Annotated in this window: 28 protein-coding genes and 4 pseudogenes; 6 read left to right on the top strand and 26 right to left on the bottom strand. The window is 43.2% G+C overall.

Annotated features, from left to right (window positions below):
* Positions 1–2: 2 nt before the first annotated feature.
* The 10 genes and pseudogenes from CCC70_RS03045 to CCC70_RS03000 form a co-directional block, all read right to left on the bottom strand.
* Complete coding sequence (locus CCC70_RS03045; RefSeq protein WP_021652255.1) at positions 3–1,559, bottom strand: ABC-F family ATP-binding cassette domain-containing protein; 1,557 nt, start codon at positions 1,557–1,559, stop codon at positions 3–5.
* Positions 1,560–1,712: 153 nt separating this feature from the next.
* Positions 1,713–2,210 carry a flavodoxin family protein BilS gene (gene bilS / locus CCC70_RS03040; protein WP_022427068.1) on the bottom strand — a complete coding sequence of 166 codons (498 nt, stop codon included), beginning with the start codon at positions 2,208–2,210 and terminating at the stop codon, positions 1,713–1,715.
* 36 nt (positions 2,211–2,246) lie between these two features.
* Positions 2,247–3,236 carry a choloylglycine hydrolase gene (gene bsh, locus CCC70_RS03035; protein WP_287084218.1) on the bottom strand — a complete coding sequence of 330 codons (990 nt, stop codon included), beginning with the start codon at positions 3,234–3,236 and terminating at the stop codon, positions 2,247–2,249.
* Between the two features lie 17 nt (positions 3,237–3,253).
* The gene (gene cls, locus CCC70_RS03030) at positions 3,254–4,810 is read right to left on the bottom strand and encodes a cardiolipin synthase (RefSeq protein WP_287084217.1); all 1,557 of its coding nucleotides are present in this window, start codon (positions 4,808–4,810) and stop codon (positions 3,254–3,256) included.
* Between the two features lie 431 nt (positions 4,811–5,241).
* A complete protein-coding gene (locus CCC70_RS03025; protein ID WP_278603610.1) occupies positions 5,242–5,544 on the bottom strand; it encodes a hypothetical protein in 303 nt (100 codons plus the stop codon).
* A 93-nt stretch (positions 5,545–5,637) separates the two neighbouring features.
* Positions 5,638–6,597: a MarR family transcriptional regulator gene (locus CCC70_RS03020; RefSeq protein ID WP_278603611.1), complete on the bottom strand. Its 960-nt coding sequence runs from the start codon at positions 6,595–6,597 to the stop codon at positions 5,638–5,640.
* 165 nt (positions 6,598–6,762) lie between these two features.
* Positions 6,763–7,113: pseudogene (locus CCC70_RS03015) on the bottom strand (DNA-3-methyladenine glycosylase I); the annotation flags it as partial.
* A 3-nt stretch (positions 7,114–7,116) separates the two neighbouring features.
* A complete protein-coding gene (locus tag CCC70_RS03010; protein ID WP_287084216.1) occupies positions 7,117–7,437 on the bottom strand; it encodes a TIGR04076 family protein in 321 nt (106 codons plus the stop codon).
* 21 nt (positions 7,438–7,458) lie between these two features.
* On the bottom strand, positions 7,459–8,295 hold the full coding sequence (locus CCC70_RS03005; RefSeq protein ID WP_287084215.1) for an NAD-dependent protein deacetylase, SIR2 family: 837 nt from the start codon (positions 8,293–8,295) through the stop codon (positions 7,459–7,461).
* A gap of 532 nt (positions 8,296–8,827) precedes the next feature.
* Positions 8,828–9,808 carry an NAD-dependent protein deacetylase gene (locus CCC70_RS03000; RefSeq protein ID WP_270388896.1) on the bottom strand — a complete coding sequence of 327 codons (981 nt, stop codon included), beginning with the start codon at positions 9,806–9,808 and terminating at the stop codon, positions 8,828–8,830.
* A gap of 501 nt (positions 9,809–10,309) precedes the next feature.
* On the opposite strand from CCC70_RS03000, the pseudogene CCC70_RS02995 reads away from it, so the two are divergent.
* From CCC70_RS02995 to CCC70_RS02975, 5 genes and pseudogenes are all read left to right on the top strand, one after another.
* Positions 10,310–12,918 (top strand): annotated as a pseudogene (locus tag CCC70_RS02995) (heavy metal translocating P-type ATPase).
* Positions 12,908–13,171: a metal-sensing transcriptional repressor gene (locus CCC70_RS02990; RefSeq protein WP_270388897.1), complete on the top strand. Its 264-nt coding sequence runs from the start codon at positions 12,908–12,910 to the stop codon at positions 13,169–13,171. Before CCC70_RS02995 ends, CCC70_RS02990 begins: the two are co-directional and overlap by 11 nt.
* A gap of 64 nt (positions 13,172–13,235) precedes the next feature.
* A complete protein-coding gene (locus CCC70_RS02985) occupies positions 13,236–13,598 on the top strand; it encodes a CGGC domain-containing protein (RefSeq protein ID WP_278603615.1) in 363 nt (120 codons plus the stop codon).
* Positions 13,599–13,651: 53 nt separating this feature from the next.
* Complete coding sequence (locus CCC70_RS02980) at positions 13,652–14,038, top strand: ArsR/SmtB family transcription factor (protein ID WP_287084214.1); 387 nt, start codon at positions 13,652–13,654, stop codon at positions 14,036–14,038.
* Positions 14,035–14,244, top strand: a complete 210-nt coding sequence (locus CCC70_RS02975) for a hypothetical protein (RefSeq protein ID WP_270388902.1) — start codon at positions 14,035–14,037, stop codon at positions 14,242–14,244. Before CCC70_RS02980 ends, CCC70_RS02975 begins: the two co-directional genes overlap by 4 nt.
* Positions 14,245–14,553: 309 nt before the next feature.
* On the opposite strand, the gene CCC70_RS02970 is transcribed toward CCC70_RS02975, so the two are convergent.
* The 14 genes and pseudogenes from CCC70_RS02970 to CCC70_RS02905 all read right to left on the bottom strand — a co-directional run bounded on the left by CCC70_RS02970 (position 14,554) and on the right by CCC70_RS02905 (position 24,003).
* On the bottom strand, positions 14,554–15,954 hold the full coding sequence (locus CCC70_RS02970) for a tyrosine-type recombinase/integrase (RefSeq protein WP_287084213.1): 1,401 nt from the start codon (positions 15,952–15,954) through the stop codon (positions 14,554–14,556).
* A 1-nt stretch (position 15,955) separates the two neighbouring features.
* Positions 15,956–16,396: a helix-turn-helix domain-containing protein gene (locus CCC70_RS02965; protein WP_270388906.1), complete on the bottom strand. Its 441-nt coding sequence runs from the start codon at positions 16,394–16,396 to the stop codon at positions 15,956–15,958.
* Positions 16,397–16,867 (bottom strand): DNA-binding protein, encoded by a 471-nt coding sequence (locus CCC70_RS02960; protein ID WP_270388908.1) that lies wholly within the window; start codon positions 16,865–16,867, stop codon positions 16,397–16,399. It lies immediately after the preceding gene.
* 57 nt (positions 16,868–16,924) lie between these two features.
* The gene (locus tag CCC70_RS02955) at positions 16,925–17,113 is read right to left on the bottom strand and encodes a helix-turn-helix domain-containing protein (RefSeq protein WP_055057014.1); all 189 of its coding nucleotides are present in this window, start codon (positions 17,111–17,113) and stop codon (positions 16,925–16,927) included.
* A gap of 82 nt (positions 17,114–17,195) precedes the next feature.
* Positions 17,196–17,393 (bottom strand): sigma-70 family RNA polymerase sigma factor, encoded by a 198-nt coding sequence (locus CCC70_RS02950; RefSeq protein WP_270388933.1) that lies wholly within the window; start codon positions 17,391–17,393, stop codon positions 17,196–17,198.
* 24 nt (positions 17,394–17,417) lie between these two features.
* Entirely contained in the window at positions 17,418–17,672 is a 255-nt protein-coding gene (locus CCC70_RS02945) for a hypothetical protein (protein ID WP_270388912.1), read from the bottom strand.
* Positions 17,673–18,067: 395 nt separating this feature from the next.
* Positions 18,068–18,232: an Arc family DNA-binding protein gene (locus CCC70_RS02940; RefSeq protein WP_118062271.1), complete on the bottom strand. Its 165-nt coding sequence runs from the start codon at positions 18,230–18,232 to the stop codon at positions 18,068–18,070.
* Between the two features lie 202 nt (positions 18,233–18,434).
* A complete protein-coding gene (locus CCC70_RS02935; RefSeq protein ID WP_287084212.1) occupies positions 18,435–19,214 on the bottom strand; it encodes an HD-GYP domain-containing protein in 780 nt (259 codons plus the stop codon).
* A 213-nt stretch (positions 19,215–19,427) separates the two neighbouring features.
* Positions 19,428–20,969 carry an ASKHA domain-containing protein gene (locus tag CCC70_RS02930; RefSeq protein ID WP_106492201.1) on the bottom strand — a complete coding sequence of 514 codons (1,542 nt, stop codon included), beginning with the start codon at positions 20,967–20,969 and terminating at the stop codon, positions 19,428–19,430.
* Positions 20,970–21,028: 59 nt separating this feature from the next.
* A pseudogene (locus CCC70_RS02925) lies at positions 21,029–21,687 on the bottom strand (flavin reductase).
* The gene (locus tag CCC70_RS02920) at positions 21,680–22,087 is read right to left on the bottom strand and encodes a Fur family transcriptional regulator (RefSeq protein WP_117450067.1); all 408 of its coding nucleotides are present in this window, start codon (positions 22,085–22,087) and stop codon (positions 21,680–21,682) included. The pseudogene CCC70_RS02925 and the gene CCC70_RS02920 overlap by 8 nt, the downstream one beginning before the upstream one ends.
* A 132-nt stretch (positions 22,088–22,219) precedes the next feature.
* Positions 22,220–22,606 (bottom strand): annotated as a pseudogene (locus tag CCC70_RS02915) (YaaA family protein); the annotation flags it as partial.
* Positions 22,607–22,740: 134 nt separating this feature from the next.
* Positions 22,741–23,664 carry a thioredoxin-disulfide reductase gene (gene trxB, locus CCC70_RS02910; protein WP_005421617.1) on the bottom strand — a complete coding sequence of 308 codons (924 nt, stop codon included), beginning with the start codon at positions 23,662–23,664 and terminating at the stop codon, positions 22,741–22,743.
* 15 nt (positions 23,665–23,679) lie between these two features.
* The gene (locus tag CCC70_RS02905) at positions 23,680–24,003 is read right to left on the bottom strand and encodes a thioredoxin family protein (RefSeq protein ID WP_015524989.1); all 324 of its coding nucleotides are present in this window, start codon (positions 24,001–24,003) and stop codon (positions 23,680–23,682) included.
* A gap of 166 nt (positions 24,004–24,169) precedes the next feature.
* Between CCC70_RS02905 and CCC70_RS02900 the strand changes: the two genes are divergently transcribed.
* Positions 24,170–24,853 (top strand): Crp/Fnr family transcriptional regulator, encoded by a 684-nt coding sequence (locus CCC70_RS02900; protein WP_044994845.1) that lies wholly within the window; start codon positions 24,170–24,172, stop codon positions 24,851–24,853.
* A gap of 111 nt (positions 24,854–24,964) precedes the next feature.
* Here CCC70_RS02900 and CCC70_RS02895 read toward each other — a convergent pair whose 3' ends face one another.
* Positions 24,965–26,656 (bottom strand): FAD-dependent oxidoreductase, encoded by a 1,692-nt coding sequence (locus CCC70_RS02895; RefSeq protein ID WP_287084211.1) that lies wholly within the window; start codon positions 26,654–26,656, stop codon positions 24,965–24,967.
* Position 26,657: 1 nt separating this feature from the next.
* The gene (locus tag CCC70_RS02890) at positions 26,658–26,978 is read right to left on the bottom strand and encodes a rhodanese-like domain-containing protein (protein WP_008708183.1); all 321 of its coding nucleotides are present in this window, start codon (positions 26,976–26,978) and stop codon (positions 26,658–26,660) included.
* Between the last annotated feature and the right edge of the window lie 2 nt (positions 26,979–26,980).

Genomic DNA, 26,980 nt, shown 5'->3' with positions numbered 1-26,980 from the left:
TATCAGAATATCTTGGTTGTCCACTTGCTCATATCCCAGACTTCATTTACCACATCCTGGTAAAATTCCGGTTCATGGCAGATGAGAAGGATACTTCCGCGGTATTCCCGGAGAGCTTTTTTCAGCTCGTCTTTTGCATCTACATCCAGATGATTGGTAGGCTCGTCCAGAAGAAGAATATTGGTGTCACGGTTCACCAGCTTGCAAAGACGCACTTTTGCCTGCTCACCACCGCTTAAAACTCGTACCTGGCTCTCAATATGCTTGGTCGTCAGCCCGCATTTCGCCAGCGCGGAACGCACTTCATACTGGGAAAATGACGGAAATTCCTGCCAGAGTTCTTCGATACAGGTAGTTCGATTCTCACCTTTAACTTCCTGCTCAAAATATCCGATCTCAAGGTTCTCTCCCTGCTCCACGCTTCCGGAAAGAGGCTTGATCAGTCCAAGAAGGCTTCGAAGAAGTGTTGTTTTTCCTATTCCATTGGTTCCCACCAGTGCGATCTTCTGTCCTCGCTCCATCGTAAAATTCAGTGGCTTGGAAAGCGGCTCATCATAACCGATCACAAGGTCATGTGTCTCAAAAAGCATCTTTCCTGGTGTTCGGCCATAACGGAATTTGAACTCCGGCTTCGGCTTCTCTGCTGCCAGCTCGATCACATCCATCTTGTCCAGCTTTTTCTGGCGGGACATAGCCATGTTTCTTGTGGAAACACGTGCCTTATTCCTTGCTACAAAATCCTTCAGCTCACTGATCTCCTGCTGCTGTTTGCGGTAAGCAGCCTCCAGCTGTGCCTTCTTGACCGCATAGACCTCCTGGAAATGATCGTAATCTCCTACATAACGGTTCAGTTCCTGATTTTCCATATGATAGATAATGTTAACTACAGAATTCAGGAAGGGAATATCGTGGGAAATAAGGATAAAGGCATTCTCATAATCCAGAAGATATCTTTTCAGCCATGCAATATGCTCCTCATCCAGATAGTTGGTAGGCTCATCCAGAAGCAGGATGTCAGGCTTCTCAAGAAGAAGCTTCGCAAGAAGTACCTTGGTTCGCTGTCCGCCGCTTAGATCCGTAACATCACGGTCAAGCCCAAGATCCAGAAGGCCCAGAGCTCTGGCAACCTCCTCCACTTTGGCATCGATCGCATAAAAATCGTGAAGTGTCAGTTCGTCCTGGATCGTTCCAAGCTCTTCCATCAGACCATCCATCTCGTCAGGATCTGCAGTTCCCAGCTTGTCGCAGATCTCGTTCATCCGTTCTTCTTTTTTGAGGAGAGGATCAAAAGCGGATTTCAGCACCTGGCCGATGGTCATCCCCTTTTCCAGAACTGCATGCTGATCCAGATAGCCTGCGTGGACATTTTTTGCCCACTCTACCTTGCCCTCATCCGGCATCAGTTTTCCGGTCACAATACTCATAAATGTGGACTTTCCTTCGCCATTAGCGCCTACAAGTCCGATGTGTTCTCCCTTAAGAAGCCGGAAAGATACATCTTCGAAAATCGCTCTGTCTCCAAACCCGTGGGTCAGGTGTTCTACATTTAAAATACTCATTTGTTATATTCCTTTATCATTGTGGTTTTTCTGTTTTCCCGGAAGGGATTTTTAATAATGCTATAGTATTATACTTGATATTTTTCTCTGCTGTAAAGTCAAATCTCTGTATACACTGCGATCGGCTGACTGGCAGTTGCTGGTACACCGTTTTTATTTCATAATGATCTTCTTCAGTTTTTCCAGGTCGTCCGTATCAGGATGAGACAAAGCACAGTCAAAATTTTTGATCAACAGATCAAGATTCGCAGGGTGTTCCGGATTTTCTTTCATTTTTATATATCGTTCACGCACAGACTGGGGCATCTTTCCCTGACACATATACTCTCCGATAACAACATTACCCGGAGCAACAGACTGTCTGACCTGACCGAGGACCTTTTCAAAATATGCCGCACTTGCACCAAAACCGGCTGTTCCAAACAGAAAAATCTTCTTCCCTTTTAATTTGGATAACAATTCCAGGGTCTTCTTATCTGCATTCCCTTTGTCCGTCCAGAATCCGATATACAACAGATCGGATCCAGGTACCTGTGATCCGGTCTCCCCAAAGTGATCACACTTATCTTTTGGCAGCACTTCATAGATCGCCTCAGCCAGCTTTTTTGTATTACCGGTTAAGCTGCTGAATACTATTGAATAATTTTCCATCTTCCTACCTCATTATCTTCTGTAAAAATTCTTCTCTTATTTATTATGCCATCTGATCTCACCGTTTAATATGATCGGATAACGGATCAGCTTGTCTGAATCAAGGTTTTCCGCATACATATCTACTGCTGTTATCTGATGATTATCATATGTGGTGTAATAATAGATTCCCTTTGTCGTGTTGCAGCATGAAGTATAGATCGTGATCTCATATGCGCCCTCTGATACCTCACAGCATCCCCGCTGCTGATCAACAGAGCCTAAAATATGGAAAAACTGGCTGACACTTTCGTTTTCCCCATCTCCGGATATTGCATTTAATTTTGTAAATGCAACCTTTACAAATCTTGACTGGCTTGAAAGATCTCCCGGAATTCCCATTCCGCCCATTCCTCTGCTGTATGGATCCAGCTCCAGCACTCCTGCAAATGTACTTTCCGGCTGCTTTCTGGATACACCCGCATAATTGTTAAGTGCAAACATCTGACCGGGGAATGGAGGATTATTTGTAAGTACGCCAACAGGATCATCATAGATGTGCATTCCGTCTTTCATGGATTCTACAACGATGCATTCCTCCTTGTCTGCGATCATCCAGTGAAGCTGTGCAGTTGGAAGCTGTTCACTGAAGGAGGTTCCCATAAGCTTCATATTGGAAAGCATCCTCCTTGCTTCAGCCACCGAAGCACATTGGGTAAGGATCCATGGAATAAATTCATATTGCGCCACCGGGACAAGCTCCTTATCTGCCTCTGTCACTTCATCTGCATATGCCGCATTCCCCACAAAGTTAAGTCCTGCCATACCCAGTCCCTTTTCATTAGCCGCATCATAATAAAGCGGATAATCTCCTGCTACAAATGCCATTCCTATGAGAGCATAATGTGTTTTTAATTTTCCTGCATATCGAAAATCGAACTCATAATTTCTTGGAGTTATGGTCACCTCTTCCCCATAGGAAAACTCATAGTCAAGAGTTCTTCCCATATAAAAATCCTTTGTCTGATAAGTTGCTGCTGTACACATAGATCTACACCTCTTCCTTACAATAATCCTGCAAATAATCTCATGAAAAGCTGTCCAAGACGAAGATATGCACTGCGTCCTGTCCGGTATTGTTCTGTTACTTCCCGACATTCCTGCATTGTTTCTTCCAGATCATTTCTTATGGATAACACAGCCGGACTGTCTGCCATAAAGCATCCGTTTTCAAAATGATGATAAAGACTTCTGTAATCCAGATTTATGGTTCCGCAGGTTGCCATACAGTCATCTGCCACGCTCATCTTGGCGTGACAGAAGCCAGGTGTCCACTCGTAAATCCGCACTCCATTTTTAACCAGTCCATGATAAAAGGAACGTGTAACACTGTAAATCATTTTTTTATCCGGGATTCCCGGTGTAATGATCCTGACATCAATCCCCCTCTTTGCAGCAAGACACAGCGCATGTGTCATTTCATCCGTAATGATCAGATATGGCGTTATAAACCAGCAGTATTTTTCAGCTTTGTTGACCATGCTGATATAAACTTCCTCTCCTACCTGTTCATCATCCATTGGACTATCTGCATAAGGCTGTACAAATCCGTTCTGAGCTGCCTTATATTCTGATCTTATAAAATATTTGCTGAAATCCTCATTATTATTCCTGTCATTGGCTGCATTCCACATTTCAAGGAATGTTGCTGTCAGCGACTGAACTGCATCGCCTTCAAGACGGATCCCGGTATCCTTCCATTGTCCGTAGGGATTAGTGTAATTAAAATATTCATTTGCCAGATTATAGCCGCCTGTGAAAGCTACTTTTCCATCGATTACTGTTATTTTTCGATGATCACGGTTGTTCAGAAATACATTCAGCCCCGGCATAAATGGATTAAATACCCGGCAGTGGATTCCGATCTGCTCCATCTTTTTTACGAAATCCGTATTAATAAATCCAATAGATCCCATATCATCATAAAATACTCGCACTTCCACGCCTGCCTGTACACGCTCCTCCAGCACTTTCTGGATCTTTTTCCAGGCCTCTGCATCTTCTATCGCATGGTATTCCATAAAAATAAACTTTTCAGCCTTTGACAGTGCCGATAATTGTGCTTCTAATCCCTTTACCGCCTCATCATAATAAACAATATCCGTATTCTGGTATACGGGATAACCTGCATTTTTCCAAATATACTCACTGATATTTCCTGCTTTGGGGATTTTGTTTTTGATATTTTCCAGTTTTTCCCGATTGTCCGGCAGAAGCGGCAGAAGCTTTCTGTCGATATCCGCATATCGTTCTCGCATTTTACGGGTTCCGCCATTTAATCCAATCAGAAGATACAGTGCTACACCCATGATCGGAAACACAAGTATCAGAATGATCCACGGCATTTTCATGGAAGAGGTCTGATCGGATGCATATAGTGCCAGAACCAGAATTCCTGCAAAGACTCTAGTCAGCAGATTAACGATCTCCGCATATTCATTCAGCCTTGTGATCACGATAATGATAAAAGCTGCTTCCAATAAAATACAAAGCACCGAAAAGCATAATCGAATGACACCGTTTTTCGTTTTTGCTCTGCCCTCCAGTGTATCCTGCTTCATAAAACCGCCCCTTTCTGCATTGAGTGGGAATTTTCTGTTGTGCGTAAGCCTAACTGAATATTCCTGTTTCGTAGTAAACTCAACAATTATCTTTTGTACTGCAAACAGCGCAGCTCTTACCTGGTGGTTACTTATCCACTGTAATAAAAAATGAAATACGAAGAAAGCCCTGGAAGCTGCAACTTCGAGGGCTTTTGCTTTTTTTGTTATAAACACTTTAATTCTTTTTTGCCTGCGAGCATTATATCATATGCGATTTTTCTTCGCAATATACTCTGTATACTTTTTAAGATGTTTTGTGCGGTAGTGCGGAGTATTTTCATGGGTTGTCCTCCTGTAAAAACGTATTTTCCGTTTTTATTCTCTGATTGTTATTGGGTCAAGTCAATCAAATCCTTGCTGACATGCCCTTGTCTGTTCAAATATCTATATTAAAGTGTCTCGTACATTGCTTTTAATTCTTCCAGAATCTTCTCCTTTGTTCTGCCAACCAGCCCCAACTGTTTAATATCCACGTTTTCATTTTTCATACGCTGGACAAACTCTTGAATATCGGCATAAACTCCTTGGGGAGCCACTACCTTGGCGGTGGGATCAATCAACTCCGTCAGACGGAAAACATCATTCTTATGTTTCTTGATATTTTTGCTATCAACGTGTTCTCCTGCGGCCTTACGATCTGTCAAATCCATCCACGCTTTTGCCTTAAACGGAATCAAATATGCCGCATCCAAGACAGTCACTCCTCCGTCATCATAATGTCACACGCAGTTCCACCAATGATAGCATATTGTTCTTCACTGCCCTTGAACCATTCCTTAAAGCTATCAATTCCTGTAACCATCTATCTTCCTCCACAGTTCATTCAACATTTCTTCTACTGCTTCTTCAACCCGTTCATCTGCATCTTCTCTCAATGCCAATGCCAGCGAAAGCTCATCTACAATGTTTCGCATGGACAATTTTCGTGGATTGTATCTCCACATCTCTACGGCCACTTGCACCTGCGAATTCAGCAAGCTATTGGTCATAACATCTTTCCATTGAGAGATTCTTTCTGCCGCATAACATCTGACATTCGGTGTGTTCAGCATGGAATACTCTGCCAACGCCGAATATCCACTTTCCAACAGCTCTGTTCCCACCAATTCTTTCGGAATATAAACCGTTCGTTTTATTGGATTCAGCAACTTATCTCCTGCTTTTTGGAACAGTGTTTTCGGAGAATCCTCAGATTGCATGATCCTCTGCACACCGACTTTCCTGATATGCAGCAATCCCATTTCTTCAAGCTGTCTTGATGCCCTTGATATAGAAGTAGGTGTCAGTTCCAAGTCCTTCGCAGCTTGACTTGTAGATAGTTCCTGTGCGCCTCCATAAATGAAATGCAGTAGAAGCATCTGCGCCGATGGAAGTATTTCTTCCCTTGTCTTTTTTTCGGCGCTGCACCGTTCCTGCAAATACACTGCCATAAAGGGCAAATAAATTTGCTTTCCATCTACAATAAATGGAATCTTCTCACGAATCAAATATTCTTTCTGGCGAAAGCTAAGTTCTTTTAGCACCAGCACAACAGGCAAGTTCTCATTATTCTGTATCCGAGCAATATGTTTTTTCAGTACTTCAATCTGCTCCAGTTCTGTCTTAGGATAAAGAAAAATCATCTTCTGTTCATTCATTGACACCATCTGTAAACGATACCTTGTGGCTATAAAATTGGGCAAATGCTTAAACTCTACATCATCATAGGTAACCTTGACTCCCAGAACTTTATCGAGATATTCCATGTCATCACCTGCAATCTTAACTTTTTTTCTGTATTATAACTCTTTTTGAGTTAAGATGCAATATTTGAGTTAAGAGCAGTTAAGAATCAACATTATTAAAAATTATTTTTACAAAAAAACCGATGCAACATGAGCATTACACCCACACTGCACCGGACATTCCATGCCCCACTCTTGCTGTATCTTTTGAAACACTTGTGCGTTGACCACTGCGGCTCGTATTTTCAGCCGGTTACGGATGATTCCGGAGTCAGCTTGCAGAGCCATCAATTTTTCTTCGCTATAAGATGCCACTTTCCGTAAATCAAACCCGTCAAAAGCACGGCGAAACGCTTCCCGTTTATTTAAGACACATTCCCAGGTGAGACCTGCCTGAAAATTCTCCAAAATCAACATTTCAAACAGTATATGGTCATCGTGGACCGGTCTGCCCCATTCCTCGTCATGGTATCGCAGATAAGTGGTATTAGCCGGGTTCACCCAATGGCATCGAATCTTTCCATCTGCCCACTGCATTCCTTACTCCGCCTCCAAGAGAAAAATAACAAGCCGGATGCCGTCTGGACATGCAAACACACCAATCGTATCATCATTGAGCCAAGTCCCAGACGGCTGAACCAGTTCCCCCAAGGACAACTGACGCGCCATAGGAGCAATCACCTGCCAAGCAACGCCACACATCCCATCCGGTGGATTGATGCCATCGCTGTACAGCACTTGACCTTTCTGATGAAAAGGACACTTCCCCAAATTAGGAATTGCATACTGTTCTGCCAGTTCCTGATAATATTCCGTCCGCAGCACGGTGATTTTAACCTTTTTATGCATTTGTATAGTCATTTTGAACCTGCTCCGAAATCGTCATGCCTCGCACGCCTCCCGGAGAGCAGGCAGCAGCTCATCCAGTCGCCCGTCCAGTCCGAAGGACTTCTCTTTGATATTGTCCACAATGTAGATCTCACCCAGATTGATGGTCACATAAGTGGCGTTTGGCTCGCTGGCCACCAGGCGCATCATTGGGGCCTTGATCAGCTGATTACGCCAGCCAATGCCCAGCTCCAAAACCACCAGTTTCTTCCCGTGGTAGGTTTTCAGAAAGTTTTGGAACCGTGCCTGGGCTGCGGTATCCTGAATCATCCTCTGACCTGCGCCCATGTGGATGTCCATGGGACCGCCGCATTTTGGACAGCGCGGCACCAATTCAGCAGGCACATGGCCGCCCTGTTCGGCAGCCGATAATTTTTCGGCCACCTCCAGACTAGGATAGAGGGTGTCGTGGCAGGGGCGGGCACACTGCATCGTAAACCAGTTGCCCTCAATCTCATAGATTTTCGTCGGATCAAAGCCACACAGTTCAAAGTGACCTTCTCCGTTTGATGTGACGACAAAGTAATCTTTCTCTCCCACAATGGCCTTCAAATCGTTCATCACCGACGTAGGCTGGTACTGCCCGCAGTAATGATGGATGAGCCGGGTCCAGAAGGCCCACTTTTCCTCCTCGCTGGGCCATCCAGCCATCATGCCCTGCAAAATGCACTCAAGGCCGTATTTCCGTTTAAAATCCCCAAACAGTCTTTCAAAGGCCGCATTGTCCGCAAACAAATGCAGTCCTTCGGTGATGGACAGGCCGTTACTGGCCCCGATCAGGATAGCGTCCGCTTCTCTGAATTTTTCCGCAATAGGTTTCCAATCAATCATATTCGTTCGTCCCTTTCTATTTTATGGTTGCTGCGATGGATCGCTCCTGCCGGAGGGCAGGCAGAGTTTCCGCCAAATCTCCTTGCAGATACAGGCTTCGTGCCCGCAGATGCTCTGGCCTATGAGATGCCTCTCGATTAAGACATGCATAAAAGACGTTTTCGTTTTTGGCAGTAAGTTCCCAGAAAGGCAGTTTGATGATACTGGGCGTCATCTCACCCACGCCAAGTTCCAACAGCAGGACTTTTTGTCGGTCTGATCCATTATCCAGCGTCGCAGGAATCTATGGTAGCGGTGCAGGTTATCCTGCCAGAAGGTTCCCTCCAGGAAGGTATCATCTCGTACCCAGGGGCACCAGCACCCGCCCGCAATCCTGGCAACGAGGAACAGCCTCCTCCGGCAGACGAACATCTACCAAGTAACCCGTCAGTTCCTTCACTAGTTCGCGGTTTTCCCAAATATCATCCCGGCATGGCTGGCTACATTGGCAGCAGCTAAAGTCTCCCTGAAAGCGCCGCTTGGTTTCCAACCCTCATTGATCGTTATCTCTGCTTTCCATGGTGTCCCGTGCATCCCGTAGCGCTTGAGCAATGTCGGCCACAATGGTCATACCCTTGTCCTCCAACTGCTTGGGCAGGAAGTCATATTTGTCGTTGATAGCAATATATCGAGCATGGGGAAAGCTGAGGGTCAGGTTCCAGAAAGGCTCCTGGATGAACATGGGAGTCAGTCGACCAACACCCAGCTCCAGGAATAGAATCTTACTGTCTTTATGTTCCAGCACATAGCGAGAAATTTTTTCGTACTGTTCTTCGTATTTCTTTCCTTGCAGGAAATTCCCATATCCTCGCACCCAGGGGAATGCCTCGCCGCCGCAGTGAGGGCACCGGGGAATGAGATCCGTGGGAATCTTCGTGCCATCTCCCATAGCGGCCACCATACCAGCCACTGGCTTTACTGCATCCCAGGTGTCATCGGTACAGCAGGCGGCACACTGGAAGAACCGGTGATCTCCCTGGATTTCCGCCACCTTCTCCTCCGGGTAGAGTTTGACAAACTGGGTATCCTGGTTGGTGGTGAGGATGAAGAAGTCCTTGCCTTTCAGCAAAGCGTCTAAATCCAGATAGGGATGACGCACAGGTGCGGTCTGGGTGGTGTGAAGGAAGGTGGCGAGATACCCCCAATACTCTTCCCGGGTCTCCCAGGGGTGCATCATCCCTGCAAAAGCACCTTTAAAGTGGTACTTCTCAGCAAAAGGCCGGAAGTATTTCCGGTAGGAGTCGTTGTCCTCGTAGTAAAAATCTCCGCCACCGGCAGCGGACAAGCCGGAGGCTCCGCCCACTACCACGCAGTCAGCTTCCTTTACCTCCTGTACCAACCGATTGATCTGTTCGCTATACGGCAGCGGCTTTTGGTCAGTCAGCTGATAAGGCGTACTGCCGGAAGCATAGATATGATAGTACTTGGAATAATTCATCTGGGTCTGCATGACCAAATCATCATAAAAGTTCATTGTCACCATTCCTTTCGAGTGGGTGTTATTTTTATTCTTACTTCAAATCATCTTAGCATCCTCTTACGTTACTGTCAATATGCTGTTATTATAAAAATAACATTAAATTTGAAAAGGAGATCACACCACGAAATATCCCGCCCGCCTTACGGAAGGGAGGGCTGCTGATCAGCGTGAAGGGACATCCACACCAATCCTACCTGTGGCGCGGGTGTAAATATCCAACTGGTGCTGCGGGATTTTTACTTGGACATTCAAAAAACAGCGGAACAAAGAATGCAGGAAATCACACTGAAAGACGTGCTGGAACAATATCACATGAAGTTAGAAGGGATGCTCTTGCAGCGTTTATGACAGATTGATTTTCAGAAACTCTTCCATTTGGGACAAAAAATTCTTCTGAATGGGAAATACAGAACCGCCTTGCGGGACTATAATGGGAACCAGAAAGGCTGATACCCCGTATGGGTATTCTGCTTTCCAGAAAAGGAGGTTTCAAATATGCAGGAAAAGTACAATGTCACAGGCATGACTTGTGCGGCCTGCCAGGCCAGGGTACAAAAAAGCGTATCCAACCTGACCGGCGTGCAAGAGTGCAATGTCAATCTGTTAAAAAACAGTATGGTGGTGACTTACGACGACAAAAATGTAAACAGTGGGCAGATCATCGCCGCTGTAGAAAAGGCGGGCTATGGCGCATCCCTACAGCAGGTCAAAGGAAAATCAGCTGCACAGGCGGTCTCCCCGGTGGACACGGCGAAAAAGGAATATGAGGCGATGCGCCGTCGAGTAATCTGGTCCTTTGTATTCACTATCCCTTTGTTCTATATCTCAATGGGACATATGTTGGGCTGGCCGCTGCCGGGTGTCTTTCTGGAAACGGAAAGCTCCATGATCTACGCCCTGACCCTGTTTTTACTGGTTCTGCCAGTAGCAATTATCAACAACAAATACTATCGTATGGGTTTTAAGACCCTGTTCCACGGATCGCCCAACATGGATTCCCTAATCGCATTGGGTTCCGGTGCCTCCCTGGCCTACGGAATCTACGCCCTCTATAAAATTGCCTGGGGCTTTGGCCACGGAAATTTGGCGCTGGTAGATCAGTTTGCTCACGACCTCTATTTCGAGGGAGCGGGCACCATTCTCACTCTCATTACTCTGGGCAAATTCTTCGAGGCGCGTGCCAAGGGCCGTACCTCTGACGCAATCAACAAACTGATGAATCTGGCTCCAAAGAAAGCCACAGTAGTCCGGGACAGTGTGGAGTCTGTCATTCCCGCCGAAGAAGTGGCGAAAGGCGACATTCTGATCGTCAAGGCCGGAGAGCGCGTCCCTGTGGACGGCGTGCTGCTTGAGGGCAGCGGCTCGGTGGATGAGAGCGCCATTACGGCGAGAGCATTCCTGTGGACAAGCAGGCCGGTGATAAGGTCATCGGCGCTACCATCAATCAGAGCGGCTACTTTAAGATGCGGGCTGACAAAGTGGGCGATGAGACCGCACTTTCTCAGATTATCCGACTGGTGGACGAAGCCACCAGCTCCAAAGCGCCTATCGCCAAGTTGGCGGATAAGATGGCCGGAATCTTTGTCCCGATAGTCATCGGTATCGCTCTGCTTGCTATGGTGGTGTGGCTGATTTGCGGCGCGACCTTCGAGTTCGCCATGACCATCGCGGTATCGGTACTGGTGGTCTCCTGCCCCTGCGCTTTGGGACTGGCGACTCCTACTGCCATCATGGTAGGCACCGGCCGAGGCGCATCTAACGGCATCCTCATTAAATCCGCAGAAGCTCTGGAGACTGCCCACAGTGTAAATGTGGTTGTCATGGATAAGACCGGCACCATCACCCAGGGAAAACCTGTAGTCACCGATCTCAAATGCCACAGTGGAGTTACCGAAAAACAGCTTCTTCAGATTGCCGCGTCCCTGGAAAAACTTTCGGAGCATCCTCTGGCCCGTTCCATTGTGGCTGAAGCCGAGAAGCAGGACACTCAGCTTCTTCCAGTGGAGCAGTTTGAACAGATTCCTGGTCAGGGCATCAAAGGAAGCATCAAAGGACTCGCCTGTCTGGCTGGCAACCAAAAGTTACTGAATGCCGAGGGCATCCACGACGAGGCGCTGGAACAGCTTCAAGATCAGATGGCGGATCAGGGCAAGACACCGCTGTTCTTTGCTGCGGCGGGTAAGCTCATCGGCATGGTCGCAGTGGCAGATGTGGTGAAGCCCACCAGCAAGCAGGCCATTGCTGATCTTCAGACCATGGGTATTGAAGTAGTCATGCTTACCGGTGACCATCAAAAGACCGCCGAGGCCATTCGCAAACAAGTAGGTGTAGACTGTGTGGTAGCCGAGGTACTGCCTCAGGATAAGGAGCGTGAGGTGCGCTCCCTTCAGGCGAGCGGCAAGAAGGTAGCCATGGTAGGTGACGGTATCAACGATGCACCTGCTCTGGCCCGCGCCGATGTAGGCATCGCAATTGGTGCTGGCACTGATGTGGCTATGGAGTCTGCCGACATCGTACTGATGCGCAATGATCTTTTGGATGTGACTGGAGCTATTGAACTCTCTAAGGCCACCATCCGCAACATTAAAGAAAACTTGTTCTGGGCTTTCTTCTACAACATCATCGGCATTCCCATCGCCGCCGGATGCTGGTACACAGCCTTCAATCTGAAGATGAATCCGATGGTGGCGGCGTTGGCTATGAGCTTCAGCTCGGTGTTTGTAGTGTCCAACGCCTTGCGCCTGCGGTTCTTCAAACCCAAGCATGGCTCAGCGGTCTCCGACAACACAGCAGAGACTAGCACTTCTGTCACTACGGAATCTCCCGTACAGAAGATTTCCGTCAAGCAAACAACAATAAAGCAATCGAATGGAGGAATTACTATGAAAAAAGAACTGATGATCGAAGGAATGATGTGCCAGAACTGCGTCAAGCATGTTACCCATGCCCTGGAGGGTATCTCTGGTGAGTCCCATGTCCAGGTAAGTTTGGAGGACAAAAAGGCCACTGTTGAGGTCCCGGAGTCCGTTACCAACGAAACCCTGAAAGCGGCAGTTACCGAGGCAGGCTACGAAGTCACGGAGATTATCCCCCATGAAGGCTGATAAGGCTCACATAACCCATTCCATTAAGATTGCCAGGGGACAGCTGGACGGCATTTTGCGAATGATCGAAGAGGATCGCTACTGCGTGGACATTTCCAATCAGCTGTTGGCAACTCAGGCTCTTTTGAAGCGAGTGAATCAAGAGATTTTGCGGGCCCATATACGTGGCTGTATCCGAGAGGGACTGCATACGGACGAGCCCAACCCAAAACTGGAGGAAGCTCTCCAACTGTTGGAAAAGCTGGTTACATAATAATAAACAATGGAGCGGCCAAATTTGAATGATCGGCCGTGAATAAATCAAGGAGGAAACCAATATGAAACTTGGCATTATTCGTTGTATGCAGACAGAGGATTACTGCCCCGGAAGCCGGGATTTTCTGACAATCCGAGAGAGAAAAGGCGCTTTTATGGGAGCGGATGATATTCAGTTAGTGGGCTTCATCAACTGCGGTGGCTGCCCTGGAAAAAAAGCGGTGCTGCGGGCCCGTTCTCTGGTAGAACAGGGCGCTGACACCATTGCTTTTGCTTCTTGCATCAGCAAAGGGACTCCCATTGGTTACCCTTGTCCTTTTGCTAAGCGTATGCGGGAGCTGGTGCAGAAAGAGGTAGGCGATGGTGTCCGCATCTTGGATTACACCCATGACGCTGGTCCTAAACCAGAAACATCTCAGAAGTAAAGTTTCTTTTCCCTCCGGCCTATGGTAAAATAGACTTCAAGGAGGAATGCTAAATGATTCAGAAACACTTACCCCACGACCACGGACAAACTATCGAGCAGGAACTGGAACATATGCCCAGCGTAGAAAGCTTTCAAACCGTAGCTGATATTTTCAAGCAGCTGGGGGATGGCAGCCGTATTCGCATTTTTGGGTTGCTTTGCCACTGTGAGGAATGTGTTATCAATCTTTCGGCCATGGTAGATATGAGCAGTCCTGCAGTTTCTCACCATCTCAAGCAGTTGAAATCAGCAGGTCTGATCGTTAGCCGGCGGGACGGAAAAGAGGTCTATTATAGAGCTGCCGATACCGAACCGGCCCAAAATTTCCACCACATGATTGAGTGGCTTGTAAAAATCGCCTGTCCCTCGCAAGTAGAAACACAGAAAGGAACACCATGAAAAAAGAAGAATCCAAAGTTATCGCTCAAAAACTCCAAAAGATTCCAAACGGCACCCTCGCCTTGAAGCATTGCCGGGCTGGTGGAACGAGTAGCACACTCTTTGGAGCAACTTTTATGCAGGTTCAGACTAGTCCAACAGAGACAACCTATTCATTTATAGGTCCAGTAAAAAAGCGCCTTCCCGGACTATTTCTGTTCATATAAGATCATTGAAAATTATTCCGGATTTTTACATTTTCTGAGAAAATGATTGTACGCTTCTAATATAAAGCGCCAGCTCCATCTATAATTTTTCAAATCATAAAATCCAACTATCCTGCCCATTTAAAAGCGGGAAATGAAATGTGTGATACACTATTTTCTTTGTCAGATTTCTTCTAAATTATACATCAGATACCGCCATTTACGCAAGATGCTTTGACCACTATTTTACCTCTTTTTTCTCACATGCTCTGATTTGATCTCATAAATAAAACCGGCAGAGATTTTGCTCTCCACCGGTCTGCTTTTATCCTAATTATGTTCCCCTTGCATTGATTTTGCTAATGATGTCAGCAACACAGCCATTTCCGGATTGCTGAGAACTTTTGCAAGCAACTCTGCGTCCACTCCTTCTGGAACTTCCATCATCGTCCTCTTTTCTGTATCATGGATTTGCGGATTCAGATTCTTCCTGTTATAAAAGGAATCTTCCAACAGTGTCGCATTGCGCCGTCTGTCTTCATCTATGATATGCGAATATACTTCTGTAACCATATCTGCCTGTGCATGACCAGAATCCCCCTGTACCGCCTTTATATCACCGCCGTTCAGCTTAAGCTTATAGGTAACACTCATATGCCGGAAGCTGTGAAACACAATCTGTGGTAGATCATGTTGTTTGATCAGCTTATTCAGGGAATCTCTGATATACGCACCTCCCCTTGGAAGTCCATATTCAGTAGCAAGGATAAGGCCATAATCCTGGTATTCTTCCTGCAAAATATCCTTTATCTCCTCCTGCTGTGCTTTCCATGCAATCAGTTCTTCAGCTACGCTCCTGGGTAAAAACACTTTCCGCACACTGCTTTCTGTTTTTGGTGTTTTCATAATGCGTATCGTCCTATTCGTTTTCCGCTCCTCTGGAAATATGACGATCACATCTTTCTGGTCTAATTCCTCTAACGCTTTTTTGCTGACCCTCTGCACTTCCTTATTTACATAAAGATACGCCCTGTTTTCTTTGATAGCTTCTTCCGATATATCCACGCAATCCCAGGTAAGCCCCAGTAGTTCCCCTATTCGAAGAGAACCGGCAAAGGCAAGGTTCATACACAATTTCAGGCACTCATTTTCACACACATCCAGAGCATATGCAACGGTCTCTGCATCCCATATTACCCGTTTCTCTGATTTATGCTTTGGTACCGTCGCTTTAAATGCTGGATTCTTCTCCATGATATCCCACTTCACAGCCTGATTAAAACAACTCTTCAGCAGCTTATGTACATCACGGATTACACTGGTAGATACGAACTCGCTTCTGACATTTCCGTTCAAGTCTGGAACGGATGGCGTCTTTGTCAGCGTCTTATAGTAAATCTCCAGAAATCTGGTATTGATATCCGTCAGTGGAGTTTTCCCAATGATAGGCAATATATAATTCTTCAGCAATGACATATTCCCGTCATAGGTAGACAATGCCCACCTGTCTTTTCCATACAGTTCTACATACTCATTTATCAGATCCTCCAACGTCTTACAGTTCGATACGATAATACCGCCTTTTTTCTCTTTCAGTTCAATTTCTGCTTTTCTGATTTTAGCTGCGTTCTTTGTATCATACGTTTCCCACTTCTGTTTCCGCTTTCCATCTGTATCTTTACAGTAATATACGACACAATATTTGTTATTTTTCTTCTGTATCGAAGCCATGCTATACCACCCCCTTTTCCTTCCGCTTCAATAACCACTGTTCAAATGCTTCTCTTGGAATACGAATAATCTTTCCTGTTTTTCTGACCGAGATTTTTCCTGTGGTGTACCAATAAGCTATGGTTGCAGACTCCACTCCTGCCAGTTCTGCCGCTTCCGGCACTGTCAGATACTCCAGACACTTTTTCTCCTGGCTGTGATCTGCTTCTGCAAGGCATCTTCGCTTATAATTCTCATATTCCCGTTTTTCTTCCAGTTCCAATTCTTCATATTCAAAATTAAACAGCTCATAGGTATCCTGTGCCTGCAAGAATCGCTCAAAGCTCTCCCTTGTCACCCTTCTCCGTCCGGCAATTACAATGACGTCCAGCAATGGGGCATATTTTTTACTGCTCAGGATTCCATATACGGTACTTCTTGGAACATCAAGCAGCCGGGCCATTTACGGCATACTGAGACTGGCTGCCTCTGCAGCTGCATCTTTCTTACGATCTTCCTGTGTACGGTATCTGGACTGGCTGTGATACCAGTCCCAGAAAGCATCCGTCGGCACTCGCAATCTTTCATTCACGGTAACTGTCTCAATATTGTTTTTCTTCAATATCTCATATACCGTTGCGTTGTCCGTCCCCAGCATTTCCTGTATTTCTTTTGGGGAATAAGATCTGAGCCTCAACTCTTTTCCCGGTGCTTCCCCATTGACTTTGTGATACCAGTCCTGATTGGCATACCACTTTTCAAAACTGGCAATTTCAACCCTCATCTTTCCAAGCAATGTTTCTGTCCGAAAATAGTTTTTATGAACTAGCCAGTAACGATCTGTCTTCTTTAATCCCAACATATCCCCCATCTCGTGGACACTCATCCACTTTCGGGGTTTTGCCGGTGATCCAACTCTTTGTATCACTGCCATGTTTCACGCTCCTCCCATTCATTTTTCTTAAATCATATCTCACAATACGCAAATAATTTAGGATGTCACAGAAGCATTTCCCTTATCCAACCACTCGTCAAAACTCTTCTTGGAAATGCGGTAGCCACCGCCTTCTAACTGAATCCAGCGGAACTCATTTTGTCTCAACAGCTTATAGACCGTTGATCTGCTGACATCCAGCATTTCCTGTAAATCCTTCACCGTATAACATCTTTTTTCTGCCATATTTTCACTCTCTTTCTATCTGTTTTGATTTTATTTCTAAATACAAAAATCATGAAAAAGTTAAGAGTGCCGTTCTCACTCTTTAACCTATTTCATACATTTTCCGCATTTTCTTTAAGATTGCACTGACCTTCTGAGACATACGAACCTTTGAAATTCCCAGTTTTTTCGCCAGTTCTACCTGCTTCATACCATCAAAGTAGATGGACTTGATAATAAACTGTTCATGTTCTGACAGCTTTGCGATATTCTGATGCAATTCTGCAGATTCAGCCTGCAGAATTACCAGATCTTCTACGCTCCGCTAGCACTCATCCGGTAAATCCTGCACTCCGATTCCATCTGTATTCTCACTGAAAACACAGTCCAGAAGCTCTGTCCACTTTGTTTTTCTTGTCATGGTTTCCGGGTCTTCCGGCTGCCACTTTTTACTTCTGTAAACTTCATTACGGTAAGCGGAAAGCATTGCCTTGGCTACCTCTCTGGTTATTTCATAAAATTTCCCATCAACTTTTGCATAAAATTTGTCATTGAATTTATATGGATGCTCTACATACATCGTCCGTTCCTCCTGAATTTGAAATCTGTTTCGTGTTCCAAATTCAAGAGCGGAGGGGACCGGCTCCTTCTGATGCCTCTGATCATGCGTACTGATTTCCTTTCAGGCCACCAGATCAGGCAGACCTGTGGCTTATTGGCCGGAAATCCAAATTTCAGGGCAACAAAAAAAGCCCCTCCGGGGTGCTAACCCGAAAGAGCTTTTCTAATAATCATATGAAGTTTTCCTGCTGTTCTTTTATTTCCAGCATAATCAGTATAACAGTTCAAAGTATCAGGGGTATCTCAAATACCTGCCGTAAAGTATCACTGATTCCTATAAAAGTATCATCATTTGATACTTTTTAAATTGACATAAAAATACACCGGAACTCACCAGCCCGATGTATGATCTTTCTATTTATTTAATGTGCCATGATCTTTCTCATGTTGAGCAATTGCCTGACGAATCAGATACAGCACTTCTCCATTGATAGAACGCCCCTCAAATTCAGCAAGACTTTTCAGTTTTCCGTGCGTCTCAGAATCAATCCGAAGACCAAGATGTTTATCTTTTTCCATATGGCTTCCTCTCCATTTGATAAGTACAAAATAAGTTTATAATACAAGTACATTTTAAGTACAAAACATGGTAAAATGGTTTAAATGAACTTGTTTTAAGTACTCTATATTTTATTATTAGGGGAGAGCATCAAAAATATGAAGAAAGAAAAGCGATATTATCAAATCCGAATGGATTATTTCTGGCTTTCCATTCTGGCAGTCATAATACTGCATGATGTTTCATCGTTTTAAATTCTTCATCGGTTAATTTTTCTGGTTTTTCCAGAATCTCATTCCCGATTGCGACCTTTCCTATGTCATGTAAAGCTCCGGCAATATACATTTTCTGACAGATATCCTCATCAAATCCCATGAACCTTGATATTTTTTCCGCACCTTCCGCAACACCCATTGAGTGGTTACTTGTAAAGGGTGATTTATAGTCCACAATATGGGCAAAAAGATCTGCAATAGCTTTAATCTGTGCAAAATTAAGTTCCAGCTTTATTCTGGGTACTTTCTTCCACAACATCGTATCCAGGGTTTCATTATCAATCATATGAATTTTTTCATCTGAAAAAGCATTAAAAAAAACTTCCACGCAGAAGGAATCAAACAATTTATCTTTTGACTTTATTACAAATTCTTCTGTTCTTTTCCACTCATCCGAATCTGATTTCATAGATCGGCAAAATATATCTATCGTATCACACATATGGATAATCCTTGCAAAAAACGGTACTTCATTCCATTGTTTTCCAAAAGGTTCACTTCCATCAGCGTTTTCATGGGGGGGGTACAGTATGACATTAGATACATCATTATGAAACGGTATATTTTTCAGAATTTTTTCTCCTATGGTACAATGCCTTCCCAGCTTCGTCACCCCGTTACGTAAAGCGTCATTTTGAAGCTCTTCCTGAATATATTGTGCCACTGCATTGTCGTGCAGCAATGCACACTCTGCCAGATCCTGCAGGCTTTGACCCTGTATACCCATTTTTTTCAGCAGTACAAACCGCCATATATGCCACACGTTTAGAATGATTGTTTGTTACTTTAATCAGCTCTGCCTCTACACAGTCCAATGCATATGAGCAGGCTGCTAATAACCCCAGCACATCAAATTTCATTTTTGATCTTGTCTCCTCCTTTGTTCTGTTTTCTGAGAAATCTGGAATATGCTTACCATGACAGATTTCTCAACCTCGGATCAATAAAAGCATATGTTTTGTCTTTTCTTTAATTTTTCCATGACCGTTGGATATTTTTTATAATCTGTGTGAGGTAAGGCCTGGGCAGCTACCATCTGTTCCAGAAAATCATCCACTTCCGCAAATTGTATATAAGTCATTTCTTCCAGTATCTGATCAATATCTGCAAGAAGTTCTTTGTTCAGCAAAAGCTTTTGTGCTCCTTCCAGCGAAGAATTTCCAGCATTGATCATCTTCTCCCGTTCCATGTCAGGATACATCCCAATGGTAATGGCTGATTCCACAGATACATATTTTCCAAAAGAGCCGGCTACATAAAATCGATCTGCCTGATTCAGTTCAAGTCCAGATTCCCGGAGCATGATCTCAACCATTATATGTGCTGCGGCTTTGGTAAGAATAAATTCGTCGATATCTTTCTGATAAAAATACAGACCCGGAGCATATTCTATGCAAAGCTGACCTTCTCGTTTCTGAATAAGATTCGTTTTTTCAGGAGAAAACTTACCACGAATATCTATCCAGCCTTCTAAAAAAAGTTCCGCAATCAGATCGACAATACCGGAACCGCAGATACCCTTAGGGCTAATTTTTCCTGAAGAGTTACCAATTACATGAACATGGATTTTTCCACCTCTTATCCTCACGCTGTCCACTGCTCCGGCATCTGCCCTCATCCCGGTGTGTACTACACCGCCTTCCAATGCAGGCCCCGCCGCACCGGCGCCGCAAAGAAGAAAATCTTTATTTCCTATCACAAGTTCACCGTTGGTTCCAATGTCAAAGAAAACACTGATTCCATCCTTTTTATATAATTCCGTTTCAATCATTCCACTGATGATGTCACCACCCAGATAATTAGACTTCGCCGGATAACAATATACATAACCATTCAGCGGAATGTCCAGATCTTTTGCCGGCTGGAATCCCGGACGGTCTGCATGAACAGCATGTGGCGTATAAAAGACACAGAAAGCATCTATTCCCAAAAGAAAGTGGATCATGGTGGTATTGCCTGCTACTACCATAGACAGACATTTTCGTGACACCGGATGCTTTACATCCAGCTTATCCATGCACTCTATAATAGACTCAACTGTAGCAAGCCGTATCTCTTCCAGTTTTTTCCTGTCATCTTTGCAGAAAAAAATACGTGATAAAATATCGGTTCCCCACTGAATCTGTTTATTAAAGCAGCTCTCTTCTCCCAATATCTCACCACTATTACAATCTAAAAGTCTCACCACTACCGTTGTACTTCCAAGATCCACAGCCAGCCCATAATGCTGTCTGGCTGTATCTCCGCTTTCTATATCAACCAGCTCCCATTTTTCTCCATTCCAGGAAAGCGAAACGGTTATTTTCCAACCTGCACGATCAAGTAATGGATATAGTTGTCTCAACATGCGAACCGGAATATGAACCTCCTCTTTCACGCCCTCCGCGGATAAAGCTTCCAGAATGCGCTGCTGGTCTGAACGCTGATCCTCTTCGGTTGGAACAGAAAGATCAAGATATAATTTTCGGCTAAGCCCTCTCATAGTATTCATCTCCCTACAATTTGTGCATTTTTTATTCTGTAAAAAAAGAAGGTCATCCGTTATATCACATACTTGACATCCTTCCTTACCTCCGCTTTCTTTATCACTTTTTCAAAATCTGATGCCGGATGTTTGCACAAAGGACATACAAAATCATCCGGTAATTCTTCTCCTACATACTCATATCCACAGATCCTGCAACGCCATATTGTCTGACCATCTTCTGTTTTTCCTACTGCCTGTGGCTTAGGTTTTATGTGATTCTGATAGTACTCGTATGTTACAGAAGGGATATCACTTAAGACTTCCATGTCTGTTATTTCACCAATAAACATCGTATGGGAACCCAAATCTTCTGTTTTATTAACACTTACAGAAATATACGCATTTGTTCCTTCTGTGATATAGTAAATTCCATTTTCGCCCCTTGCACATTTTTCAAATTTTTCAAACTTATTCATATCCCGCCCGGATTGAAAACCAAAATGTTTAAATAATTCAAACTGGGCACTCTGGCTTAATACTGACACTGTGAATTTTCCGGTTCTTTGGATCATTTCATGTGTATAATTTGCTTTATTTACACAGATACTTAATTGATTAGGTTCTGATGCCGCCTGGATTGCAGTGTTAATGATACAGCCATTATCCTCTTGGGCTTCTCTGCAGTCAGTACAAATAATCCGTAACTCAGCTTATACATCGCTTTTTTATCCATTCTGCTCCTCCTTCATCTTCTCCCTGCATCTCGGACAAATGCCTTTAAAGGAAATATCATATTCCAAAAAATCAATTCCATGCGTATCATGAATTCTTTTCATTAAATCCGGTATTTCCTCCATATCTACATCCGATACCTCACCACATTTTATACATCTCACATGATAATGATTTTTCAATGTGATATCGAACCGATTTGCTCCATCTGGCACTTCAACCTTTCTCAGAGCACCTTCTTCTGACAGTATATCAAGATTTCTATATACTGTTCCTTTTCCAATGGTAGGATATTCTTTTTTTAGAAATTCATATACTTCATTTGCTGTAACATGCCTTTTCATTTCATATACAGCATTTTTCACAAGATCTTTCTGAATTGTATTTCTTCTGTTAGTCATTTGCCCTCCTTATTAGGATTTATTCTTAATTAGAAGTATATATCAGAAGTTTTAAAATGTCAATATAAAATTAGTAATAATTACTATTATTGAAATAATAGCACTTTGTAAATGTCCCTTTTTCGCACAATCTTATTCCATAATTTTTCGTTCAAAAACATATTCTATTTCAGATGATAAATCTCTTCTAAAATTGTATCCAAGTCTGTCAAACGTTTGTACGTCTGCAGGATTTTCAATTTCTTTTTCTGCCATATATCTGACCATCTCACCACGAGCCATCTTAGCATATGTACCTTTTGTTACCAGTTTATCCCCTGATTGTTCACAAAACGTAACCGTAATATATTTGTCTTTATCTGATAAATATTTTTCTATACATTTCGAGTATTCTTTTGATGCAAGATTAATGATAATCCTGCTGTCATCAAGCACTGAACAATATAATCTTTCACCCCAATAGTCATATAGATTTTTGGTATCTTCTATTTCAGCTTTCGCCTTCATCTCCAGGCGATGCCTTCTTTCATCAGCATAATCATTGTATCAGGATAAAGTTCACAAAGTATCCGCAATACATTCCCATAAGTTCATGTCATTATTGAAATTGTACATATTTCAGTATGAAAAGTTCACCATTCAAATTCTGATTATTATTTCTCCACATACTCTTCTGCCATATGTACTGCCATAGCACCATCTGCCACTGCTGTTACTATCTGACGAAGTAACTTTGTTCTGACATCTCCTACAGCATAAACACCCGGAATACTCGTTTCAGTGTTTTCACCTGCCACAATATATCCTTTATTATCCAGTTCTATCTGATTATCTAAAAAATCTGTTGTCGGTTTTCTTCCTATACTCACAAACAGGCCGTCACATTCTATAATGTTTTCTTCTCCTGTAACTGTATCTTTCAACCGCACACCAGTCAATCGTTCTCCATAAATCAGTTCATTTACTGTATTGTTCCATCGAAACTCTATATTTTCAGTTTTCATCAGCTGGTCATGGTAGATTTTCGTTGCACGTAATGTATCTCTTCGATGAACAATGATGACTTTCTTAGCAATTCGACTTAAAAGAACAGCATCTGATACAGCAGAATTTCCACCACCAACAACCACCACGATCTTATCTTTATAAAACATACCATCACAGGAGGCACAATAAGCAACCCCATGACCTATCAATTCTTTTTCTTTAGCGAGACCAAGTTCTCTTGGATTTGCTCCAGTAGCAATCACTACTGTTTTCCCAATATAAATTCCCGAACTAGTTTCTACTCTCTTAAGCTTTCCTGTTAAATCCATATTAAAAACTTCAGCATATTCACTTTTAGCGCCAAATTTTTCCGCCTGTTTTTGCATTTTCTCTGCCAATGAAAATCCGTCAATTCCATTTTCAAAACCAGGATAGTTATCAATCTGCCAGGTCAATGACATCTGACCACCTGCAGATAATTTTTCTAAAACAATGGTATCAAATCCTGCTCTGGCTGCGTATAATGCTGAAGTATACCCTCCAGGTCCTCCCCCCACGATAATCATATCGTAAACATGATTTTCATTCATACAGCAGTCCTCCTTTTATTTTTCCAATGCTTCATTAATAAAATTCTCTATCATTATTTTTGATTCAGGTGCAACAATAGAATCTATTGCCTTTCCATTTCGATATAAAACCAGCGTAGGAATCACCTCAATCTTTTCAGCTTCTGCAATCTGTGGTTCTTCATCAATATTTACTTTTCCAGCAACAAGAATATCGCTGTATTCTTCACTTATTTTTTCATAAGCTGCTCCAATTCTACGGCAATAACCACACCAAGGTGCCCAGAAATCAACCAAAACCGGTTTTTCCTTATGAATTAATTGTCCAAACTTTTCTTTATTTATATTTATAGATGTCATATTTTTCAACTCCTTCTCCTATTTGAACTTAATATACCCCAAATAAGTGCTTGCTTCCGTGATGATATCACAGAAAAGATAATTTACTTTATTACACTTCTTTTTATTTCTATTTATGGCATATGCCAGTTATATAATTGACGCATCTAAAAAAAGCAAGTATACTATGTTCGTAAAGGAGATGACTGCTATGAGCTTCGAAAATTATTTTCCACTATGGAATGACTTAAATACAGCACAGAAAAAACTAATTTCAGACAATTTAATCACACGGGATGTAAAAAAAGGAACGATCATTCACAATGGAAACCTGGACTGTACTGGATTATTACTGGTTAAATCCGGGCAGCTTCGAACTTACATACTTTCAGATGAAGGACGGGAGATTACACTTTACCGTCTGTTCGATATGGATATGTGTCTTTTATCCGCCTCATGTATCATGCGGTCTATTCAATTTGAAGTAACCATTGAAGCAGAAAAAGATACGGATCTTTGGATCATCCCTGCTGAAATCTATAAGGGCATCATGAAAGAATCTGCTCCTGTCGCAAACTATACCAATGAGTTAATGGCTACCCGTTTTTCTGATGTCATGTGGCTGATTGAACAGATTATGTGGAAGAGTTTGGATAAGCGTGTTGCTTCATTTCTTTTAGAAGAAACATCCATTGAAGGAACAAATGAACTGAAAATCACTCACGAAACTATCGCAAACCATCTTGGTTCCCACAGGGAAGTTATCACTCGAATGCTTCGATACTTTCAAGGCGAAGGACTCGTCAGACTCTCTCGCGGCAAAATAACAATCCTTGATTCAAAAAGACTGGAAACACTACAAAGATCATAAAACGTTTTTTTCTCTAAAGAATCCTCCATTTATCAGAATTATGAAAGTCATTCTAATAAATGGGGGATCTTTTTATACTACAATCAAACTATAAAAATATTTTATTTATTTCTAATAATCCATACCACATGCATATGATCTTTCAATCAGCGCATGGTCATTAGCCACTGCATCATAAAAGCGGAATCCACCTGAAAAGTTGTATGTTTCATATCCATTTCCTTCCAAAATACGGCTTGCAATATAACTGCGTAGCCCACTCTGACATATCAGGTAAACAGGCTTTCCCTTCTCAATTTCATTGATACGTTCCCTTAGTTCATCTACAGGAATGTTTTTGAATCCATCCATATGCCCCCTGTTAAATTCACCTACAGTTCTCACATCCAGCAACACAGCATTTTTATCTTTAGAAATCTTATCCATATCTTCCAAATGCCATTGTTTTAAGGTTCCTTTTGCTATATTGTCTATCATGAATCCGGCCATATTTACAGGATCCTTTGCAGAGGAATATGGCGGTGCATATGCGAGATCCAAATCTTTCAACTGGGTTGCCTTCAGCCCTGCATGAATTGCTGTTGCCAGCACATCAATACGTTTATCAACACCTTCATATCCAATAATCTGAGCACCAAGCAAACGATAAGTCTCTTTTTCAAAAACCACCTTCATGGTCATCACTTTTCCACCAGGATAGTAACCGGCATGACTCATAGGAGAAAGAATTACTGTATCTACATCTAACCCTGACTTTTTGGCATTGGTTTCATTGATACCTGTAGTAGCTGCTGTCATTTCAAATACTTTGATAACGGAGCTTCCCTGACTGCCCAGGTAACGACTATCACCGCCACAAATATTATCAGCGATGATTCTGCCCTGTTTATTGGCTGGTCCTGCCAAAGAAATCAGCGCATCATTACCCGTAACATAATGTTTTACCTGAACTGCATCACCTGCAGCATAAATATCCGGTACAGAGGTTTCCATTCTGTCATTCACTACAATACTTTCCTTGATGCCAAGTTCCAGACCGGCTTCTTTTGCTAATACTGTGTCTGGTGTGACTCCGATTGCCAGAACTACCATATCAGCCTGAAGGGATGGATTATCTTTCAACAGGACCTCCACTCCGTTGTCTTTTTCTTTAAATCCTTCTACTGTATAGCCCAGTACCAGTTTTATCCCATGCTTTCTCATTTCATTATGGATCATGGATGCCATATCCGGGTCAAAAGGGTTCATCAGCTGCTTAGGCCTCTGGACAATCGTAACATCCATGCCAAGCTCCCTCAAATTTTCTGCCAGTTCCAGACCAATAAAACCGCCACCTGCCAATACAGCCGATTTTGGATGATTCATGTTTATATATTCCTTTATCCGAAAAGTGTCTTCTACAGTACGAAGTGTAAAAAGTTTATCAATACCTACTCCGGGAAGTCTCGGCTGTGTTGGCTTTGCACCTGGAGAGAGGATCAGCTTATCATATTTTTCTTCAAATATCTCACCATTCTCTAAATTTTTCACTGAAACCGTTTTACGTTCCGGATGTATGGAGATAACTTCATGATGAATTTTCATGTTAATACGGAAGCGTTTAAAAAAACTCTCTGGTGTCTGTAGTGTAAGTTCTTCCGGGTCTGTGATCACGTCTCCAATATAATATGGAAGTCCACAATTTGCATAGGATATGTATCCGGATCTTTCAAACACAGTAATTTCAGCATGTTCATTCAGTCTGCGTATTCTTGCTGCGGCTGTAGCTCCTCCGGCTACACCTCCTACAATTATTACCTTCATCTTATTTTTCCACCTTTCCTGAGTAAGCTGCAATGCCACCGATATTATTTACTTTAGAATATCCCATTCGTTGCAGTATCCCAGTTGCCTGGCGGCTTCGTGAACCGGAATAACAGTATACAAACAGTGGGATATCCTTATTCTTCGCTACAGAAGCAATATTGTCAAGTTGCTGCAACGGCACATTTTTACTTTCTGGTATATGTCCTTCCTGATATTCCTGCGGTGTACGTACATCCAGCAGAACTGCATCACCAGTCCTTTTATATTCTTCTATGCCTTGATTAATATTCGACTGTTTAAAGAGATCAAAAAATCCCATTA

This window comes from Blautia sp. LMAG:89 (assembly GCF_008679485.1).
In the GTDB taxonomy this organism is placed as follows: Bacteria; Bacillota; Clostridia; order Lachnospirales; family Lachnospiraceae; genus Blautia_A; species Blautia_A fusiformis.
This window is presented reverse-complemented; position numbering and strand designations above follow the sequence as displayed.